The sequence below is a fragment of the Paraburkholderia sp. MM6662-R1 genome, from assembly GCF_050436245.1.
Lineage (GTDB): Bacteria > Pseudomonadota > Gammaproteobacteria > Burkholderiales > Burkholderiaceae > Paraburkholderia > Paraburkholderia tuberum.
In genome coordinates, this window is record NZ_JBNDLV010000004.1 from 267,400 (window position 1) to 288,315 (window position 20,916).

Sequence of the window (20,916 nt, forward strand, 5' to 3'; positions counted from 1 at the left end):
GTCAGCATTCGACGATGGCTTTCACTACACCTGCGGACGGTTCGAGCAGTTTCGAAAATTCGGCAGGAACATCGGCAAGCTTCATCCGGTGCGTGTTGAGTGCCGCATCGGGCACCTGACCGGCACGCATGGCCCTGAGCACAGTTTCGAAATCTTCCGCAGTCGCATTGCGGCTTCCGATCAAGGTGGCTTCGCGCTTGTGGAACTCCGGATCGGAGAAAGTGATCTTGTCTCTCACCACGGAAATCAACACGTATTTCCCGCCGTGCGCAATAAACTCAAAGCCGCGCTCCATGGCAGCCGGATTACCCGTCGCATCGAAGACCACATCGAAGAATTCGCCGTCGGTGAGTTTCGCCAGCTCGTCGACGTCGGTATCACCGATTTGCACAGTAGCCGCCACTTCAATTTTCTCAGCGCAGAAGTTGAGACGATCGAGCCGTGTATCGAGCGCCGTCACCGTGGCCCCGCGCAGACGTGAAAAGATCATTGCGGCCATACCGATCGGACCTGCACCGACCACCAGCACGCGCTGTCCCGCCTGAACGTCCGCGCGACGAACAGCGTGCGCGCCAATGGCGAGAAACTCGATCATTGCCGCCTGATCGAGCGTGATTCCTTCAGCCTTGTGAACGAACTGACGCGGCAAACTTAGATACTCCGTCAATGCGCCATCACGATGCACGCCCAATACCTGAATGTTCACGCAGCAGTTCGTTTTTCCGTTCCTGCAGGCAATGCACTGACCGCATGACAGGTAGGGCATCACGTAGACCGGGTCGCCGGCGTCCAGGCCGGAATCCGTGTCGGCTTCTTCGACCGTGCCCGACAGTTCGTGTCCCATCACGCGGGGGTAGGCGAGAAATGGCTGATTGCCGGTAAAGATGTGCAGGTCGGTGCCGCATACGCCGACGCGTCGCACGCGCAGCAACACTTCGCCGCGATCGCGCGGCGGCCGTGAGCGCGTCTCAGCGCGTAGTACGCCGGGAGTTTCACAAATAATAGTGAGCATGAGGTTTCCTTTTTCAGCTACAGAACCCGCGAAGCCATAGTGCGGTTTCGATGCGAGCCCGGTTAATTTGTTTCTTCATGGCGAGGTCAAACGAGTGCCGTGTCGAGACAACGCTATTCGAGGTAAAAGACCTCTTCCATCCGTGCCCAGTGTTTCGACGGCGCACGACTCGCCAACGGTTTCTGGCACGGGCTGCACAGGCTCCACCAACGTTGTGTTTCCGGGTCGCTCGCAATCTCGGCCATATCGCTTTCATAGTCGGTTCCGACGTATTCCCAGTAACCAAACAACAGGTTCTCGGGCTCCCGCAGGAAAATCGAGTAGCGGGTGACATTCGAGCGTTTCAGGCGATCGAGCACCGTCGGCCACACCTGCGCATGCAAGCGTTTGTATTCGTCGATGTGCTGCGGATCGATACCGATGACCATTCCCATTCGTTGCACTACATTCTCCCTATTAATGGTGATGTGCGTCGATACACAGGCTCACTCGACCACCTCGGGCACAGGTGCGGTGTCCGCGATCAGACCGTCCGACTTCAGTTCCTGCCACAATCCGGCTGGCAGCGCCTGCTCAAACCACGCGACGTTCTGCTGGAGTTGTTCGACACTGCGCGCGCCCACCACGCACGACACAACCGCAGGATGCGCAAGCGGAAACTGCAGTGCCGCGGCGGGTAGCGGAACCTCGAATTCGCGGCAAACCTCAGCCAGCCGGTTGACGCGCGACACGACACCGGCGGGGGCGTCCCCGTAATTGAACTTGCCGTTACCTGCCAGCACGCCAGAATTGAACACACCGCCGACCACGATCGAATTCCCATACCGTACGCAATTGTCGAGAAACGGCGCGAGACAATCCTGCTCGAGGAGGGTATAGCGGCCCGCCAGTAACGTCACATCGAGTTGTAATTCCTGCATGGCTTCATGCGCGACCTGCCACTCGTTCACGCCGAGGCCGATGGCTTTGACCGCCCCCGCGTTGCGCAGCGTGTCGAGCGCGCGGAAACCGCCCCCTTCTGTAAGCTGTTTCCAGAATTCGACGTTTGCATCCCCGTGTGTCATTCGACCGATGTCATGCACATACAGCAGATCGATCTGCGCAATACCGAGACGCTGCTGGCTGTCTTCGAAAGACCGCATGACGCCGTCGAAGCTGTAGTCGTAGTGCGGCCGGAAAGGAAGCGGCTCAGTCCAGCCGTCGTCGCCGCATTGAACAGTCGGATCCGGCCGAAGAAGCCTGCCGACTTTCGTACTCAGCACGAACTCATCGCGTGGCCGCGCTGACAACGCGTTGCCCACGCGGCGTTCCGAAAGCGTGTACCCGTAGAACGGTGCAGTGTCGAAATAGCGCAGACCGAGCGACCATGCTTCGTCCATCAGCGCGCGCGCCTGTTTCGGCGGCATCGTGCGATACAAGCCGCCAAGTTGCGAACAGCCCATACCCAGTGCGCTCAGTTGCACCCCGGCACGCGACACCTCACGCAGATCACTTGCTTTCATCAGGAATTCCGTTCCCAGGGATTCATTGCCGGATGTTCAACGCTTCACAGCGCGTCTTGAGTAGCGCTGGACTCAAGGGCGGACAACGCCGTCTGGCGTCGTCCGCATCGCGCTTCAATACAACACATTCTTCGCGGCGGGCTGATCGATGTTGTCCTTCTCGACCATCACGACACCGGTATCCAGTTGCTTCGTAACCGGCTTGTGTTCGATGACATCCACCGCCGTTTTGACACCCTTGTAGCCCATCTGATACGAGCCCTGGACAGCGATGGCCTGGATGGTTCCGTCCTTGATGAAGCCCTGGAGGTCCTGGTTGCCGTCAAAGCCGATCGCGACGACCTTGCCGGCTTTCCCGGACTGCGCCAACGCGCGCCCCATTCCCACAGCAGTCGGTTCATTTGCACCGAAGATGCCCTTCAGATCCGGATTGGCCGACAGCACGTCGGTCGTCTGATTGAGCGCGGTCGCCATCTGCGACTGCGAGTAGAACGGTCCGACAATCTGCAGCTTCGAGTGCTGCGCGAGATACTTCCGGAACCCACCCACGCGGCCAATCTCGGAACCCGCGCCGGCGACGTACGACATCACAGCGACTTTCCCCGTCTGTCCGACACGGTCGATCATCGCTTTCGCGCACAACTCACCGGCCTTGACGTTATCGGTCGAGAGAAACGACTGGTAATACTGCTTGCCGGAATCGGACACGAGCGAATCGATCAGGACGACCGGAATTTTTGCCTCCCAAGCCTTCTTCATTGCCGGGATCAGTGCGTCGGGATCGGACGGCGCGAGCACGATCGCCGCGACATGCCGGTTCACCGCGTTCTCGACCATATTGACCTCGTCCGCCACGGCTGACTCGGTCGCCGGTCCCTGAAACGTCATCGTGTAGCCGTTCAGCCCTTTCATGCCCTCTGTTGCGCCCTTTTGCACGTTCTGCCAATAATTCGAGTTGGCCGTCTTGACGATCACGGCGATCTCTCCGCTCGCCGCATTCGCGTGCGCCGTCACTGCGGTCAAAAGTGCGGCGGCCAATGCCAGATACATCTTTCTCATGTCTCACTCCTTGGGTTGGTGATTGCACTGCTTTGTTGGACTTCTCGAATAGCATCATTCGATGTGCTTCATCGACGGTTTCTGACCTGGTCGATCCAGACCGTGCCGAGAATGACCAGTCCGATGATGATTTGCTGGATGAAACTCGATACGCCGTTCATGTTCAGGCCATTGCGCAGCACGCCGATCACAAACGCACCGATGGCCGTACCGGAGATCGTGCCTACACCGCCCATCAGGGACGTCCCGCCAATCACGGCGCTGGCGATCGCATCGAGCTCGTACATGACGCCTTCGTTCGGTTGCGCCGTGACGAGGCGCGACATCAGCACACAACCCGTCAGACCGGCGAGCACGCCGGACAGCACATAGGTAAACAAGGTGACGCGGCGGACATTGACGCCGGAGAGCCGCGCGGCTTCGGCATTCGATCCGACTGCGTAGATGTGGCGGCCAAGCGAGGTGCGCGTCAGCATGATCGACACGGCCACCGCCAGCACGACCATGATGATCACGGGATACGGGATCCCCGGAAATGCCGTATCGGGGAACCCGTCTGCCCCGATATGCGAGATGCGGAACAATGCGCCATTTCCGAGTTCGCCGAACGCGTCGCCGAGTCCCGAAACCGGGCGCGCGCCAGTGATCTGAAGCGCGAGACCACGCGCGACCAGCATCATGCCGAGCGTGGCGATAAAAGGCGGCAGACCCATACGCGTGACGCACAGGCCATTGACGAATCCGCACAGGCCGCCCACCACGACGCCGCCGAGCATGCCGAGAGGAATCGGCACGCCGGCCTTGACGAGCAACGCGGCGACCACACCGGACAGCGCGAGTACGGAACCCACGGACAGGTCGATTCCGCCCGTAATGATCACGCAGGTTGCCGCCACGCCGAGATAGGCAATCGACGTCACCTGCAAGGCCACTGTCATGCCATTGTCGACCGAGAAGAAAGCGGAACTGGTCAATGAAAAGACGGCCACCAGCATGATCAGACTGCCGAGCGCGGCAAATTTCTGAATCAGGTCGCGACGCCGGAGCTTCGCGCTGGTGTCGACAGTAGTGGTCTGTTCGGATGTTATTTCAAGCATGATTTCGTCCCGATGCGAAGTGCATGATTTCTTCCTGATTGGTGTGGCGCGTCTCCAGGATCGTGGCGATCCGGCCTTCGTGGAATACCGCGACGCGATCGGACATGCCGAGAATTTCAGGCAATTCCGAACTGATCAGCACAACGCCGATGCCCTGCGCGGCGAGCTGGTCCATCAGCGTGTAGATCGCGTATTTCGCGCCGACATCGATCCCGCGCGTGGGCTCGTCGAAAAACAGAATCTTCGATTTGCGAAACAGCCATTTGCCGATGACAACCTTCTGCTGATTGCCGCCGGACAGGTTGCGCGTGAGTTGATGGACGGTCGGCGTGCGGATCCCGAGCGTTTCGACGTAACGCTGTGCGATGGCCGCTTCTTCGGCGAAACGAATGAAGCCGGCGCGACCCGACACCGCCTCGATATTGGCCAGCGTGATGTTGGTCGCGACCGGCATCTTCAGCGCGAGGCCGTCGCTCTTGCGGTCTTCCGACAGATACGCGATACCGTGGCGAATCGCATCGATAGGCGAGCGGATCGAGACGCGCTCGCTCCCGATATGAATCTCGCCGCCGTCCGGTTGGTCAGCGCCGAAAATCGCCCGTGCCACTTCGGTCCGGCCTGCGCCCATCAAACCGGCAAAGCCGAGAATCTCGCCTCGCCTCAGTTCGAACGAAACCGGCCCAAATGCCGGTGCGCGCGACAGATTGTCGACACGCAGCAGCACGTCCTGCGTCGGGACCGAGCGGCGCGGCGGGTACGCATCGTTCAGCGCCCGGCCGACCATTCGCGCAACGATTTCATCCATGCTGGTCGCCGCGAAATCGTCGGTTGAAATGTGGTGCCCGTCGCGCAGCACCGTCACGCGATCGACAATCTGCTTCATTTCGTCGAGACGATGAGAGATGTAGACAATGCCGACCCCGCTCTCGCGCAACTCCTTGATGATCCGGAACAGGTGCATGGTTTCGGATTCCGTGAGCGACGAAGTGGGTTCGTCCATGATCAGCACCTGGGCGTCGAGCGAGAGCGCCTTGGCGATTTCGACCATCTGTTGCTGGGCGATCGACAGCGTCCCCACCAGCCTCGTGGGCGGCAACGACAATCCAATGCGGGCGAGCGCACGCTGGGCGTTCCCATTCAGTCGTGCGCGATCGATGAACGGCCCGCGTTTGGGCTCGCGTGCCAGGTAGATGTTTTCCGCAATCGACAGGTGCGGCACCAGGTTCAGTTCCTGGTGAATGATCGCAATGCCTGCTTCCTGTGCCTCGAGTGAGGACGCGAACCGCCTTTGCATGCCGCGAAAAACGATCGTGCCGGCATCCGGCCGGTATTGCCCGCTGACGATTTTCATCAGGGTTGACTTGCCGGCGCCGTTTTCGCCACAAATCGCGTGTACTTCGCCGCGGCGCAATTCGAAGTGCACGTCCTCCAGTGCAACGACACCGGGAAACCGCTTGCCCAGCCCGCTCAGTTTCAATAGCTCCGGGGGTTCCTTCGAAGCGAAGCCGTCCACCACGCGCGGGGCCAGGTCAGTGCTCAGATCTGTCACACCTGTCTCCTTCTTTTGTGTAGAGGCGCTGCCGCCGGTCAGGCCAATCTGATGCAGATTAAAGAATAAACGGCGATTTTGGTCAAGCCAATTTGCAAGATACTTCTTCCGGCCTTACCAAGGGCAAACCCGCACTGTTCCTGCAAAATGCGCTGAAAACCTTGTCAGGCTTGCGTGGTAGACTTTGATCGCTGGTCGACGGACGACCCGGGCCATTTATCCTTCCGGCAGCAAAATGAAACAGACCGAGCCAAAGCGGCTTTACCAATTAGTCGCCGACCAGATTCGCGGCCTCATCCACGGAGGGGATTTCCCGCCGGGATCGAGACTGCCGCCGGAGCGCGAGTTGTCGCAGCAACTGGGTGTTTCGCGCCCGTCTCTGCGCGAGGCGTTGATCGCACTGGAAATCGGCGGCAGCGTCGAGACCCGCATGGGTTCGGGCGTCTATGTGCTCGAAACCGCAAACGAACGTGAAGGGTCACTGGCTGTATTAGGCGAAAGTCCGACGGAAATCATGCAGGCCCGGGCCGTCATCGAAGGCAGCCTCGTCGTGCTCGCCAGCACGCGGCTTACGGCCGGCTCTCTGGACCGGTTGCGGCGCAGCGTGGATGCGATGCATCGCCTCGCCTCTGCCGGCAAATCTCCTGTGGAACCGGACCGGCAATTCCACCTGATCATCGCGGAAACGGCCGGCAATACGGTGTTGAGCCGGTATGTGGCCGATCTGTTTGACGCGAGGCGCGATCCGATCGGGGCGAGGATTAGCGAACTCGTCGAAAATACGGCCACATGGATGGCTGCGGTCGAGGAGCACGAAAATGTTCTGCATGCCCTGCAAGCAGGAGACCCTATTGCTGCAGAAGCGGCGATGCGATCGCATCTGAAATCTTCTGAAGAGCGTTGGGTCGGAAGTGACATCAAGAAAGTTGCACCCAACGATGCCGACGGTAAAGCTGGCCGCGTGCGACTGGGTTGAGTTGCGAAGTCGACCGGTGTTCCTTCAGCTCGGCCAGTTCCCTGCGCAATCCTGAACATCGCCGTGAGGCCCACCATGAAAGCAGCACTTGTCGCCACAACGTAACGGCGTTCGACGATATTGATAACCGTTGAACATCAATGCTTCAAAAAATTGCACTTCTCGTTCGGGGCGTCTTGAGCAAATATCGATGCTCAAGAAGTTCATAAACGCGTCGACAGAGAACGCATCGGAGACAGGCGCGAAACGCAGAACAGCGTTTCGCCGCATTCCAGTGCAACCCGGTCACGGGTGCCGCCAACGGTAGCCGATGCCGATCTCGCATGACCCACCTCGCGTTGTGAATCCTGCCGCCGCTTTCAAGCGAGTCCACGGCAGACGAGCTTTCGCGCCTTGCGCAGCGAGCTAAACGGACTCAGTACCTGCTTCATTCGTCATTGCCTTGAATTTCAGGAGACACTCATATGCAGATCACCGGAATGTTGCACGGCGCGCGCCTATTGCAATTCGTCGGATTCCCGGCCAGCGAAGTGCTGGGGCCGAGCGCCAGCGAAGAGGAGATAAAGTCGCTGATCGACCGCCACGGGCAGGTCTTTATCAAGCCGGTATTCAAGGGCGGCGTGGGCAAGAAGGGCAAGGCCGGGTTGCTCGGGCGCGCGACAGATCTCAAGACGGCGCTCGCCGAGAAAGAGCGGCTGTACTTCGCCGAGCACGTCGTGGGTCATGTGAGGGCCAAGGCGAACGGCGTCACGTTCGAAGCAGGCGTACCGGCCAAACATGAAGTCTACTTCTCGATCACCGATTCCACCCGCTTTCGCGCTCCCACCATGACGCTGTCGCACGCGGGTGGCATGGACATCGAAGAGGTCGATCCAAAGCTCGTGGCAATGGTGCCCTTTGATGCATTGACCGGCCTGAAGGCGTTCGTCGTCGCGAATGCGTTGAGCGAGATCGGCGCGCCGCGCGAAATCATTTCCCCGCTCGTGCAGCAATTGCCGAAGCTCTGGGAGCTCTTTCACGACTTCGGCATGACGACGCTCGAGCTGAATCCGATCCGCATGCGCGAGGACAAGAACGGTCGGCTCACACCCGTGGCCTGCGACTTCAAGTGCGGGTTCGACCGTGACGACCCGCGCTTCTCGCGCCTCGGCCTGCCTGCTCACCTGTTCGCTGCCGACTACTCGGACTTCGAGCAGGAGATCAACCAGCTTCGCACGCACCAGGGTCAAAGCGATGTCTATGTGATCAATGACAAGGGAACGATCCTCGCGCCCACGTTCGGCGGCGGGGCCAACTCGCTCGTCACGGAGATGTTGGGCGACGCAGCCATCATCTCTTCGGATTTCGGCGGCAATCCTCCCTACGAAAAAATGAAGGAAGTGGCGCGCATCTGCTTCCGGCATTGGCTGAAGCAGTCCAACGTACTGTTCATCATTGGCGGCAAGTCCAACAACACCGATATCTACGAAACACTGCGCGCGATGGCCGATGCGCTGCGCGAGCACTTCAGCGAGCACGGTCCCACCCCGCTTTATGTCGTCCTTGGGCGCGGCGGTCCAAACCTTGTTCGTGGCATGTCGGCACTGCGCGACACCTGTGATTCGCTCGGTCTTCCCTATCGCCTGTTCGGCTTTGACTCCGACATCAGCGAAGTGATCCAGTACGCACGGAAGGCCGATGCGTGGATGCAATCGGGAGGGCGCGCGCAGGTCGCAGCGCGCATCGGCGCACGTCAGACGCAACCGCAGGCGGATACGGCAAAGGCGTAAGGAGATCGACATGGTCAAGCAAGGCAATAATCATTTCAGGTATTTCGTCGGCATCCAGTCGCTTGCACAAATAGTCACGCGCGAGGACCGCGTTTGTGTGCTCAACATTCTGGGAGGCGAGTCGTCGGACGTGACGCCGGTGAGCCACGCGTTTTCCGGTGGGAATATCGTATTCGGCACTGCGCCTGGCAAGCGCGGGCAGGTGCTCGTGACGCCTGCCGGCGACATCCCCGTCTATAACAACGTGCGCGAAGGCCTCGAAGCCGGGCATCGTTTCAATTGCGGCGTCGTCTATCTGCCGCCGTCGGCCGCGCGCGATGGGGTGGCCGAACTGATCCGCGTCAATCCCGATCTGCGCAAGATTTTTATCATTACGGAGAAGATCTCCGTGCACGACGCCCGGGAAATTCGCGCGATGGGCCAGCAAGCAGGCATCGACATTTTTGGCGCGAACGGGCTGGGCGTCGCGGACTCCTGGCAGCGGGTGCGCATCGGGGGCGCGCTCGGCGGCGATGATCCCGGCGCAACCTTGCGGCGGGGCTCGATCGCGATCTTTTCCAACTCGGGCGGGTTTAGCACCACCATTGCGCAATATCTGCGCATGAGCGGCTGGGGTACAACGACCGTCGTATCCAGCGGCAAGGACGTCTACATCCACTATGCGGCGCCGGAGTTCGCCTTTGCCCTCGCCAACGACGCGCGCAGCAAGGCTGCCGTACTGTACTGTGAGCCGGGCGGCTACTACGAGGCCGACGCCACATTTACGAAACCCGTCGTTGCCTGCGTGGTAGGCCGCTGGAAGAGTCGTCTGACGCGCGCGGTGGGGCATGCGGGCGCAATGGCGGGCGGCGCCGACGATGCTCTTGCAAAGGAGCGTTGGTTCATGGAGAAGTTCGACGTCGAGCGTCTTTTTACGCCGGACGATCCATGCTGCTCGGTGAAGGGCGCCGTCGTGACAAACATCGCGCACATTCCCGCCGCGCTCACCGCAGTGATGCGCGCGAACGCGACGATGCCCGACTTTGAGCCGGAAGGCAGCCTCTCGCTCAAACCGTGGTTTGGCTCGGATCAGGGAATCGAACTGCCAGACGACCTCGCCCTGCCGGTCGTGGAAGCAGTCGCGCCGTACAACGAACAGATTACGCGGGCGAACAGCCAGATCGGCGCAATCCCGCCGCGCCAACCCTTGAAGGACGCTTCGGGCGCCTCGCAGATGGACGCAAAAACGCAGGTGAGCAGCCTGCACGGGGTATCCATGCTCGAAGCAGCAACGCGCTCGCTTGAGGAGAACATCTGCCTCGCGCTGTTGCGGGAGTTCGGCGGGGCAAACGACACAAAGCTCATCGACGTGGCTGTTGGCGCTGCAGTGAATCTGCACGGGACACCAGAACTGGCGGCCGCGCAGGCTTCGCGCGAGGCGGGCAATGCGCCCAATGCCGTGCTCGCGGCCGCGGCGGCGATCGTCGGGCCGAATCGCCAGCGTGCTGCGCGCGAGGCGGCAGCACTGATGATCGACGCCTTCGCGACAGCCAGGCTCACGGACGCGTTCGACGAGACCTTTGATGTCGAGGCCGTCCACACCGCGGACACTGCAGCGCTGTTCTGCGATGAACCCGATCCAGAGGCGCAAGCCATGCTGGGCGGGCTCGCCTCGCGCGGCGTAAGTTCCGCAATCATCCGATGGCTGTCGTGTGGCCCGGGCCATCCGCGCCCGGAAGCAGTACTCGCGGCGATCACGACGACACTCGCCTGGGGCCCGCTCATGCGCAAGCGGATCTCCCGCCTGACCGCAGAAAGCTTGCCGTGGTGGACAAAGCTCTTCGGCACCATGATCGGCGCCTCAGCGGACGCCTCGCGGCACGGCCCGGACGGATTTTGCGGCTTCGCCACCGAAGAATTACTCGGCGAACGCACTCTGACGGAAATCGCCTTCGCAGCGCTGCTAAACCTGAAACCGACTGCCGACGACCTTTTCGCGTTCAAGACCCTTGTCGGTTTGCTGCTCACGAACGGACCCGGCGCCATTTCGGCGCAAGGCGCAAAGGGCGCAGTCTCTGCCGATGGCCCGGAAAGTCCCGAACGGGTGCAGCTAAACAAGGCTCTGGCGGGGTTCCTCACGCACACTGGATATACGCATGGCGGCAACGGCTACGAAGGCATTGCGTTCCTCAACGAGGCGTTCCGCAGCAGCGGCCTTGAAGATCCGACCGATGCTCGTCATACCGTGGACCTCGAAGCGCTCGCCCGGCGCTCCGTCGAGCGATACGCGCAGTACAAGACGCGCCAGAAGCAGTTGGGGAGCCTCGATATTGCGAAACTTCCGGGTATTAATCATCCGGTCTTCAAAGACAAGCCGGTGAACCACGACCCGCGGGAAATCTTCATCGCCAACCTTTATGAAGCCCGCGGCGAGTACAACGCGTTTCATGCGTTTTACCGTGTGCTGGTGCAGGCTTTGTTCGACGCAGGTGTCTCGCGCAATGTCTATTGCGTCAATGTCGATGCCGTGATTGCCGCGTTGCTGTTGAAGATGCTGTGGCAGCCGCTCAAGCGCGGGGAGTTCAGCGAGGCGGACCTTGAAACGGCCGCGTTCACGATCTTCCTCTATCCGCGCATGCTGGGCTGCGCTGCGGAAATTGACGATCATTTGAACCGCGGACGCAATATGGACACGCGTACGGCCGCTTCCCAGTGTCGTTTCGTGGCCTGACCGCTGGCCTCTGATGGTCGCCGCCACGCGCTGGCGCACAGCTAACGCGCGGCGGCGGCGAAAAAGGGGCGCCGATTGATAACCATTCGACATCAATCGTTCGGAAGATTGCACTTATCGTTTGATTGGCCACGGGCCAAAATTCCCGAACAGACAAAGAGCGGGACCACCGCATATCTCGGGATTTCAGGAGACACATTGATGCACCCCTCGCCCTCTACCCTTTCGCTGGGACATTCAAAGGCCGCGGCGGTTTTCCGCGTGACGGCCGGAAATTTTCTGGAGCAGTTCGACTTCTTTCTGTTTGGCTTCTATGCGACGCAGATCGCCAACGTCTTCTTTCCGGCCGGGAGCGAATTTGCCTCGTTGATGATGACGTTCGCGGTCTTCGGTGCCGGTTTTCTGATGCGCCCGCTCGGCGCGATCGTGCTCGGCGCGTACATCGACGACGTCGGCCGCCGCAAGGGGCTCATCGTCACGCTCTCCATCATGGCGAGCGGCACCATCCTCATTGCGTTCGTGCCGGGCTACGCGACCATTGGCCTTGTGGCGCCCGCGCTTGTGCTGCTCGGGCGGTTGTTGCAGGGCTTCTCCGCGGGTGCGGAGCTGGGCGGCGTGTCGGTGTATCTCGCCGAGATGGCCACGCCCGGCCGCAAGGGCTTCTTCACGAGCTGGCAGTCCGCGAGCCAGCAGGTGGCGATCGTCGTGGCCGCGGGCCTCGGCTTCGCGCTCAACCAATCGCTGAACGCCGCTACCATCGCGGCGTGGGGATGGCGCGTGCCGTTCTTCGTCGGCTGCATGATCGTGCCGTTCCTCTTCGTGCTGCGTCGTAATCTGCAGGAAACCGAGGAGTTCAAGGCTCGCCAGCATCGCCCGAGCATGAAGGAGGTATTCACGACGCTGGTCCAGAACTGGACCGTCGTGATTGCAGGCATGATGCTGGTGGCGATGACCACCGCGAGCTTCTATCTCATCACGGTCTACGCGCCGACTTTCGGCAAGACGGTCCTGCACCTCAGCACCGCCGATAGTTTGCTTGTGACGCTGTGTGTGGCCGTGTCGAACTTCGTGTGGCTGCCGATCGGCGGAGCCCTCTCCGACAGGATCGGCCGCCGGCCGCTCCTCATCGCCATGACGGTGCTCGCCATCGTGACCGCGCACCCGGCCTTGTCGCTGCTCGCTCACGCGCCCAGCTTCCTCAACATGCTGCTCGCCCTCCTTTGGCTCTCGTTCATGTACGGCATCTATAACGGCGCGATGATCGTCGCACTGACGGAAGTGATGCCGGCGCAGGTACGCGTCGCGGGCTTCTCGCTCGCCTATAGCCTCGCGACCGCCGTATTCGGCGGTTTCACACCGGCGATCTCCACGGCGCTGATTCACATGACTGGCGACAAGGCCGCACCCGGCTACTGGATGAGCTTCGCGGCAGCGTGCGCCCTGATGGCGACGTTTGCACTCTATCGCCGCCGCGCAGCGACGCTGACTCCGGCGCACTGATTCGCGTCTCGCTCCGCATGCGGCTAAACACACAATCTGACACGACTCCGATCATGAGAAATCTGTTTCTGAAACTATGCGGCGCAGCACTGGTCGCAACCTCGGCTGTTGCGGCGAACGTGCAAGCCGCCGACCTGCACGTCATGAGCTCGGGTGGCTTTACCGCAGCGTACAAGGTGCTCGGCCCGAAGTTCGCATCCGAGACGGGCAACACGCTCGACACCGCGCTTGGTCCGTCGATGGGCAAATCGCCCGAAGCGATCCCCAACCGGCTTGAGCGTGGCGAGCCCGCCGACGCCGTTATCATGGTCGGATATGCGCTTGACGAACTGATCCGGAAAGGCAAGGTCATCCCCGGATCGCGGGTCGAGCTGGCCGACTCGCGCATCGGCATGGTCGTGCGCGAAGGAGCGGTGAAACCCGATATCAGTTCGGCAGAAGGTCTTCGGCAGACCCTGCTGCATGCGAAGTCGATCGCGTACTCGGACAGCGCAAGCGGTGTCTACATTGAGCGGGAGTTGTTCAGGAAGCTCGGCATCGAGGATCAGGTCAAGCCGAAGGCGAAGATGATCCCGCGGATTCCAGTAGCCTCGGTGGTGGCGAACGGCGACTACGAAATCGGCTTCCAGCAGGTGAGCGAGTTGCTGCCCGTCAAGGGGGCGACCTTCGTCGGAAAGATTCCTGAGTCCCTGCAGTCGGTCACGCGTTTCGCCGGCGGCATTCCCGTCAGCGCACAGCATCCGAAGGAAGCGAAAGCCCTGCTCGACTACCTCGCTTCACCTGGCGTACAGGCAGACGTCAAATCGACCGGGCTAGATACCGTCTCCGCTCATTGACGCAAACCTGAATGAAGGCTTGCCTCAGGCGGCCTTTTCCTGTCACATCCCCGAGGTATCTCTCGCGGGATCCCCCGCGCCGCCTGGCGCAGCCGCCCCGAGCATTCGCGCAAGACGCGTACGATCGCAAGCACCCTCCCACATGGAAACGAAGATCACCGCGCAGGCGTTGCTGATCACGCTCGTCAGGGCGCGCGCCTCGGACATGAAGCGGTCGATGCCCACCAGTAGCGCCACCCCGGCGACGGGCAGATCGGGAATCACCGTCAGCGTCGCGACGAGCGCCACTAATCCGCTGCCCGACACACCCGCCGCCCCCTTGGACGTGAGCAACATAACGGCGAGCATCATCGCGATCTGCGGCGCGGAAAGCGGCACGTCGCACGCCTGCGCGATGAACATCGAGGCGAGCGTCAGATAGATCGCGGTGCCGTCGAGATTGAACGAGTAGCCTGCGGGCAGCACAAGCCCCACAACGCCCTTGTCGCAGCCGAGCGCCTCAAGCTTCGCGATCAGGCGCGGCAGTACCGGCTCCGTCGACGACGTCGCGAGAACGATGAGCAACTCCTCGCGCATGTAGCGCAAGAGCCGCCAAAGTGCGAAGCCGTGCAGCCGCGCGAGCGGAGCGAGCACCAGCGCAATGAACAGCATGCATGCCACGTAGAAGGACACCATCAACATCCCGAGCGATCCGACCGAGCGGATGCCGAAGCGGCCCACCGTGAAAGCCATCGCGCCGAATGCCCCGAGCGGAGCGAGTCGCATGATCATCGCGAGGATGCGGAACAGAGCCTGGGCAATGCCGTCGATGAGCGCGAGCACCGGCCTGCCCGCCTCCGGACAGGAATTTAGCGCAAAGCCGAAGAGCAGCGAGAGCAGCAGCACCGGCAGCACCTCGCCCTTGTCGAAGGCGCCAAACATCGTCTCGGGGATGACGCTCAGCGCAAATGCGACAAGGCCGCCCGGCTGCGCGTGCTTCGCATATTGCGCGAGGATGCTCGCGTCCAGATGGTTAGCGTCGATGTGCATGCCCGCGCCGGGTCGCAGCACGAAGGCCGTGACGAGTCCGAGCGCAAGCGCCACGGCTGTCAAAAAATAGAAGAATCCCAGCGCCTGAAAAATTGTGCGCCCGATGGCCTTCCCGCTCGCAAGCGACGTGATCCCCGAGACGATCGTGCAGAAAACGATCGGCGCAATCATCATCCTCACGAGGCCGATGAACCCGTCGCTCAAGGGCTTGAGCAGCGGGCTCGCTTGCGGCAAGAAGTGACCGAGCGCCATGCCGAGCATCATGCCCAGCAAAACCTGCAGATAGAGCGATCGAAGCGGTCTTGCCAACCTCATGATGCGGTTTTCCTGCCTGGCCGCTCTTTTGGAGACGTGTTATTGCCCACGGCATCGCTGCATGCGACGCCGCCGCGCTTCATCTCGACAATCGTTCTGTGAAACTCCTGCGCAGCCGGTGTAAGCGGACGTCCGCGGCGTCTCACGATTCCCACGCGCCGCTTCACCACTGGTTCAACGAGCGGCACGCTCGTGAGGATGGGGTGATCGCGCCCGGGCATGGCCATCGACGGCACTGCGGCGACACCGAGCCCCGCTTCGATTAAACCGAGCATGGTCGTTACGTGACGCGTCTCGCAGACGCTCGGCGCACGCGGCGCCACGGCCGACAGCGCCTGATCGAGCAGCAGTCGGTTGCCGGAAGTTTTGTCCACCGAGACGTACTCGTGCTCGTAAAGCTCGTTCCAGGTCACGCGTTTTTTGCGGGCAAGCGGGTGATCACGGCGGCAGGCGGCCACGAAGCGCTCCTGCAGCAGAACCTTGAACTCGACCTCGGACTCCTGGCTGCCCAGAAAACTCACGCCGAAATCCGCCTCTCCGCTGATGACGGCGCCAAGCACCTCATTCGCGCTCATATCCAGCATCTTGACCCTGATGCGCGGGAAGCGGCGGTGATAGCTCGCGACGGCGCTCGGCAGGAAGTAGTAGGCCACCGAAGGCACGCAGGCGATGGTGACACGTCCCAGTCGGCTCGAAGAAACATCGCGGATGCCGAGCAACGCGACGTCGAGATCATCAAGCAGCTGCTCGGCGCTCGGCGCGAATACCCGGCCGACGGTGGTGAGCGTGACGCTGCGCGTGGTGCGCTCGAATAGACGCACGCCGAGTGCTTCCTCGAGCTTGTCGATCCGGCGGCTCAAGGCCGGCTGCGAAATGCTCACCGCCTCGGCGGCCTTGCGGAAGCTTCCCAGTTCCACTACTGCTCGAAACGCCTGCAAGTCGTTCAAGTCGAAGTTGATACCCACGAGTCATCCTCCACATCCTGGATGCGGCTATTTTGCATGAAGCAGCTCAAAGCGCCCATTGCGAACTACGCCCGTTCGCTCGGCCCTCCGGCGGTACTGCGGACGTGAGGCGCGACGGGCCGGTTTCACGGACTCAGCCGTCATTCATATGAGAGACGCGGGCATCGCCCTCTGGCCGACAACGGGCGAAAGCACGGCGCGCCAAAGTCGTGTGAGACAGCAGCAGGGCGCTAGAACAGCGAGGCCTCTCGATGACAGTGTCGGTCGGGCAGCGGCGCTCGCAACAGGTCACCGGGCTATTTGCCAAAATATGAACGTCGTTTATAATAGCGAATGAACGGCCGCAGCCTGGCGGCGATCTAACGCTAGTCGTATGCGGGTGCTCTGTCATCGCGCAGGTATCCGGCACGGCTTTAACCTTTACGCCGAAAGTTGTGGGTGGTTACGAGGTGTGGGCCACACTACACGAGGAGCTCGCCGTGCCACGCGAAGCCGTCACCGCCTGCCGCATCTGCGCCGGCAACTGTTCACTGCGCTTGACCCTGGACGACGCCGGACGCGTCGTTGCTGCGCGCGGCGACCGCGACAATCCGCTCACGCGCGGCTACGCCTGCATCAAGGGTGCGTATCTGCATGAGGCGCATAACAGCGCCGAGCGGGTCCTGCACCCGCTGAAACGGCAGCCCGATGGCAGCTTCGTGCAGATGCCGCTTGACGTGATGCTGGCCGAGATCGCGGCGCAACTCCAGGCACTGATCGAGCGCCACGGCCCCGATGCGGTCGCAGCCTTTCGCGGCACCATGAACTACTCTAACCTCGCCGCCAATCATATGTTGCCCGCCTTCCTCGCGGCGCTGGGTTCGAATTCGTTTTTCTCCACAATGACCATCGACCAGTCGGCCAAATGGGTGGCATTTGAGCGACTGGGCGGCTGGGCTGCCGGCAAAGATCCGTATGCGCTCGCCGACGCGCTATTGTTCGTCGGCACCAATCCGCTGGTGTCGCTATCCACGTTCAACTTTGCATTGCAGAATCCGGTCAAGCAGCTCCACGAAGCGAAGGAGCGCGGCCTTAAGCTGGTGGTGATTGATCCACGAGAGACCGAGACCGCCCGCCATGCCGATGTCTTCCTGCAGGTGCTGCCGGGCGAGGACCCGACCGTCCTGGCTGGCCTGCTGCGCATCATTCTGTGTCGCGGCTGGCACGATGCCGAATTCTGCGCGCGCTACGTCAAGGACCTGCGACGACTGGCGCGCGCGGTCGAGCCGTTCACGCCCGAATACGTCGCCCAGCGCGCCGGCGTAAGCGTCGAAGGGCTCGAAGCCGCCGCTGCGGCCTTCGCGGAACCCGTGCGGGAGGCCGGCGGCCTGCGCCGCAAGCGTGGCTCGGCCGCGTCGGGAACCGGGCCCAACATGGCGCCGCACTCCAATCTGGCCGAGCATCTGGTCGAATGCCTCAACGTCGTGTGTGGCCGCTTCGCTCGCCCCGGCGACCCTGTACCGAACCCCGGCGTAGTCGCCCCACGCTACCAGCGCCGGGCCGAAGTGATTGCGCCACGCCGTTCCTGGGAATCCGGCTGGAAGAGCCGTGTCGGCGGCTATGGCATGCTGTTCGGCCAGAAGATGAGCGGCACGCTGGCCCAGGAAATCACTACGCCTGGCGCCGGCCAGATCCGCGCGCTGTTGGTCGACGGCGGCAATCCAGTCGATGCCGTGCCCGACCAGCGCCGTATCGCCGATGCGCTGCGCCAACTGCAACTGCTGGTATGCATCGAGCCTTTCATGACTAACACTGCGCGGCTCGCGCACTATGTGATTCCACCGAAGCTGATGTTCGAGCGCGCCGACCTGCATTCGCGCGACTACGAGTCCTACATCATGTTTCAGCCTTACGCACAATACTCGGCCGCCGTGGCGACGCCGCCGGAGGGATCCGAAGTCGTGGACGACTGGTTCGTATTCTGGGATCTGGCGCGGCGCCTGGGCAAGACCATCATATTCGACGACGTTCCGCTCGATATGCGCGCAGCGCCGACCACCGAAGAGCTGCTTGCGATCCTGGTTCGCCACGGCTCGATCTCATTTGACGAACTGAAGCTGTACCCACAAGGGAAAGTCTACGAGATCGAACCGATGATCGTTCAGCCCGGCGAGCCAGGGAACGCCGCGCGCTTCGACGTGATGCCGGACGACGTCGAGTGCGAACTGGCGGGCCTACTGAACGAAGCGGGGGCGCCGCCGGGGTTCACGCATCGCCTGGCGGTGCGGCGCGTGCGCGACGTGCAGAACACCATGTACCACCACCTGCCCGCGGTCCGCCGACGCATGCCGTTCAATCCGGCCTTTGTGCATCCCGATGACCTGGCTGCTCAAGGACTGACCGAAGGCCAGTGCGTGGCCATTGTTTCGCCGCATGGCCGCATTCGAGCCATCGTCAAAGCGGACGCCGCACTGCGCCGAGGCGTCGTGTCCATCCCGCACGGCTGGGGACCGATGCCCGACGAGGAGCCCGAGACCTACGCCGGCGCCAATCCAAACCAGTTGCTCAGCACTACAGTTGGTCTTGATCCGATCAACGCCATGCCGGTAATGAGCGCGATGCCGGTACGCATCGAAGCTGTAGTCTGAATCGCAAGAGAGAACCCCGTTCGAATCGAACGATTTGTTTCCGAGCGCGACGATGCAGCTACCCGGCCGTCCTGCCTTGCCCGAAATCTGGTGAGCGAACGAAAGACTCGACGTCAACACAACGTCCAGCTCTCGCAACTTCGCGACATTGGCCCCCCGCGTCGGCGGCAGGCAGACCGCTTTGGCGGATGCGATAGAAGCCGCCGGGCAGCCGCTGTCGACGCGCTGCGTCACTTCATTGGCAATGAGTCAACGTGGCGGGAACCTCGCGGCGCGGGTCGACAACGCGCGCGATCGGCTGGACCAAGCTCACGACCGGGCGGCGACACGTGGCGCGCCGCTTGCTTCGTTCACAGATGCAGGCGAGATTGGGGAGGTGGTTTCCCCCCAATGGGGGCCGCAGATGGACGATCGAGCTTCGGAGTCGTGCGATCTGCAAAAAGCGAACAGGCAATGAGACTGAGCTGGGAAGAGTCGACATCCCGCTTGCGGCACCGGGCGGGATACGAATGAGGGTGACAATGGATAGCGTGCAGTGCGAGTACGACGATTGCATGGTGCTGATCCGCGCACTACGCAACTGGATTGCCCGCTACTGGCCCGCCGACTACCCGCGGGTCAAGGCCGAGATCAGGCAGCTCATCGACATGGTGGAACGGGCCGGACCGCGCGACGCGATGTTTCACGGTCGTCTCGATGCGGCCCGCTCGCTGATCGTGCTCGGGCGACTGTCGGACGCGCTGGACTGTGTCGATACACTACTGCGGGTCGTGCAACAAACTGAGCGCAGCCCAACGCGTCGGCCGATTACCGCTCGCGGCTGGCGCCCGTAGAACACGCTAAGGCTTGACGAATCTCAGCGTCATGCGATCCGATTCACCGATTGCAGCGTAGCGCGAGCGGTCGACGTCACCGCCCGCGTAGCCCGGCGGCAGCGACCATACGCCATGCGGATAATCTTTCGTATCTCGCGCGTTCGCGTTGATTTCGCTGCGTTGCGCGAGCACGAAGCCGGCCGCCTGTGCCCGGTCAATCACGAAAGCTTCAGTCACATATCCGGTTTCGATCATCTGCTGTACCGTCGAGCCGGGCCGGGCGCGATGTTCTTCCACACCAAGTTCGCCCCCGTGCTTCAGCGCGTCATGGAACGCACGCAGATTGGCATCGAGCTGCCCATCCTTGATCCAGTTGTGAATGTTGCGAAAAGTAAGTACTCGATCGAACCGCTCGTGTGCATCGAAGCCGAAAAACTGGCCCGCGTGCAATGTGCCGACCACGACGTTCCCGTAGATTGCGGGGGCGCCCGCGAGCTTACGCAAATACTCTGCATCGATTGACCGGTCTTCCGAGGCCAGGTCCGCGGACGTGCTCAGATATTGCGCTTCGTACAGATGACCCGCGTCGTGCAGATAGGGCGCCAGAATGTCCGTGTACCACCCGCCGCCCGGCGCGATCTCCAGCACGGTTTGCGTCGGACTCAGATCGAAGAAGCGCAACGTCTGCGCCGGGTGACGATAGACGTCGCGCGCCCGGGCGGTCTGACTGCGTTGCGGATTGGCGACCGCCAGGTCGAGCGCCTTCGCCTCGGAAACTTGCGAAGGTGTGACATGACCGCTCAGCTGTGAGGAGGAAACGCATCCGGCCATGATCGTCGCGATCACCGTCATCGCGAAACGGGCAGCACGACGCTTCGAAGATTCCACCAGGGTCGAGCGCACGAGAATCGGCTTCATAGGCACCACGCGGAGTTGACATGGCACACACGATACCCGCTCCTTCGAAGTTCGTGTTTGCCGCACTGCTGGCCGGTGCATCGATGTCTGCGCATGCCGTCGCGCCGGGAAGAACCCCAGTCCTCGAACCCGCGTGTCAGGGAGCGGGCGATGCCTTGTAGGTGTCTTCTATTGCCGTCAGCGTATCGAACGCGAGGTCCAGGTCCTGTTTGAAAGTATCGAGCACCTTTCGTTCGC

General features: G+C 61.7%; 16 protein-coding genes. 7 read left to right on the forward strand and 9 right to left on the reverse strand.

Annotated elements, in window-relative coordinates:
* Window position 1 precedes the first annotated feature (1 nt).
* The 6 genes from OKW39_RS31035 to OKW39_RS31060 form a co-directional block, all read right to left on the reverse strand.
* The gene (locus tag OKW39_RS31035; RefSeq protein ID WP_090806615.1) at window positions 2-1,012 is read right to left on the reverse strand and encodes a zinc-binding alcohol dehydrogenase family protein; all 1,011 of its coding nucleotides are present in this window, start codon (window positions 1,010-1,012) and stop codon (window positions 2-4) included.
* Between the two features lie 113 nt (window positions 1,013-1,125).
* Window positions 1,126-1,440 carry an L-rhamnose mutarotase gene (locus OKW39_RS31040; RefSeq protein WP_429564405.1) on the reverse strand — a complete coding sequence of 105 codons (315 nt, stop codon included), beginning with the start codon at window positions 1,438-1,440 and terminating at the stop codon, window positions 1,126-1,128.
* 57 nt (window positions 1,441-1,497) lie between these two features.
* Window positions 1,498-2,514, reverse strand: coding sequence for an aldo/keto reductase (locus tag OKW39_RS31045; protein WP_429564406.1), 1,017 nt, complete (start codon window positions 2,512-2,514; stop codon window positions 1,498-1,500).
* A gap of 114 nt (window positions 2,515-2,628) precedes the next feature.
* Window positions 2,629-3,573, reverse strand: coding sequence for an ABC transporter substrate-binding protein (locus tag OKW39_RS31050; RefSeq protein WP_429363983.1), 945 nt, complete (start codon window positions 3,571-3,573; stop codon window positions 2,629-2,631).
* 68 nt (window positions 3,574-3,641) lie between these two features.
* Window positions 3,642-4,670 carry an ABC transporter permease gene (locus tag OKW39_RS31055; protein ID WP_429564407.1) on the reverse strand — a complete coding sequence of 343 codons (1,029 nt, stop codon included), beginning with the start codon at window positions 4,668-4,670 and terminating at the stop codon, window positions 3,642-3,644.
* Window positions 4,663-6,210: a sugar ABC transporter ATP-binding protein gene (locus OKW39_RS31060; RefSeq protein WP_429565465.1), complete on the reverse strand. Its 1,548-nt coding sequence runs from the start codon at window positions 6,208-6,210 to the stop codon at window positions 4,663-4,665. Before OKW39_RS31060 ends, OKW39_RS31055 begins: the two co-directional genes overlap by 8 nt.
* A 244-nt stretch (window positions 6,211-6,454) precedes the next feature.
* Between OKW39_RS31060 and OKW39_RS31065 the strand changes: the two genes are divergently transcribed.
* The 5 genes from OKW39_RS31065 (at window position 6,455) to OKW39_RS31085 (ending at window position 14,010) form a co-directional block, all read left to right on the forward strand.
* Window positions 6,455-7,195 (forward strand): FadR/GntR family transcriptional regulator, encoded by a 741-nt coding sequence (locus tag OKW39_RS31065; RefSeq protein WP_187626522.1) that lies wholly within the window; start codon window positions 6,455-6,457, stop codon window positions 7,193-7,195.
* Window positions 7,196-7,659: 464 nt separating this feature from the next.
* The gene (locus tag OKW39_RS31070; protein ID WP_429402951.1) at window positions 7,660-8,964 is read left to right on the forward strand and encodes an ATP-grasp domain-containing protein; all 1,305 of its coding nucleotides are present in this window, start codon (window positions 7,660-7,662) and stop codon (window positions 8,962-8,964) included.
* 10 nt (window positions 8,965-8,974) lie between these two features.
* Window positions 8,975-11,674, forward strand: coding sequence for a CoA-binding protein (locus OKW39_RS31075; protein WP_429564408.1), 2,700 nt, complete (start codon window positions 8,975-8,977; stop codon window positions 11,672-11,674).
* Window positions 11,675-11,875: 201 nt separating this feature from the next.
* A complete protein-coding gene (locus OKW39_RS31080; RefSeq protein ID WP_090806631.1) occupies window positions 11,876-13,174 on the forward strand; it encodes an MFS transporter in 1,299 nt (432 codons plus the stop codon).
* A 53-nt stretch (window positions 13,175-13,227) separates the two neighbouring features.
* Window positions 13,228-14,010 carry a substrate-binding domain-containing protein gene (locus OKW39_RS31085; protein ID WP_429333662.1) on the forward strand — a complete coding sequence of 261 codons (783 nt, stop codon included), beginning with the start codon at window positions 13,228-13,230 and terminating at the stop codon, window positions 14,008-14,010.
* A 42-nt stretch (window positions 14,011-14,052) separates the two neighbouring features.
* Here OKW39_RS31085 and dctA read toward each other — a convergent pair whose 3' ends face one another.
* Together dctA and OKW39_RS31095 are read right to left on the reverse strand one after the other, a co-directional pair.
* Window positions 14,053-15,354, reverse strand: a complete 1,302-nt coding sequence (dctA, locus tag OKW39_RS31090; RefSeq protein ID WP_429564409.1) for a C4-dicarboxylate transporter DctA — start codon at window positions 15,352-15,354, stop codon at window positions 14,053-14,055.
* Window positions 15,351-16,319: a LysR family transcriptional regulator gene (locus tag OKW39_RS31095; RefSeq protein WP_090806635.1), complete on the reverse strand. Its 969-nt coding sequence runs from the start codon at window positions 16,317-16,319 to the stop codon at window positions 15,351-15,353. The genes dctA and OKW39_RS31095 overlap by 4 nt, the downstream gene beginning before the upstream one ends.
* Window positions 16,320-16,798: 479 nt before the next feature.
* Here OKW39_RS31095 and OKW39_RS31100 point away from each other — a divergent pair, with 479 nt between their 5' ends.
* Entirely contained in the window at window positions 16,799-18,946 is a 2,148-nt protein-coding gene (locus tag OKW39_RS31100) for a molybdopterin-containing oxidoreductase family protein (RefSeq protein WP_429564410.1), read from the forward strand.
* Between the two features lie 521 nt (window positions 18,947-19,467).
* Window positions 19,468-19,779, forward strand: a complete 312-nt coding sequence (locus OKW39_RS31105; protein ID WP_090806639.1) for a hypothetical protein — start codon at window positions 19,468-19,470, stop codon at window positions 19,777-19,779.
* 6 nt (window positions 19,780-19,785) lie between these two features.
* Here the strand turns inward: OKW39_RS31105 and OKW39_RS31110 are convergent, their stop codons facing one another.
* Window positions 19,786-20,679 carry a class I SAM-dependent methyltransferase gene (locus OKW39_RS31110; RefSeq protein WP_429564411.1) on the reverse strand — a complete coding sequence of 298 codons (894 nt, stop codon included), beginning with the start codon at window positions 20,677-20,679 and terminating at the stop codon, window positions 19,786-19,788.
* Between the last annotated feature and the right edge of the window lie 237 nt (window positions 20,680-20,916).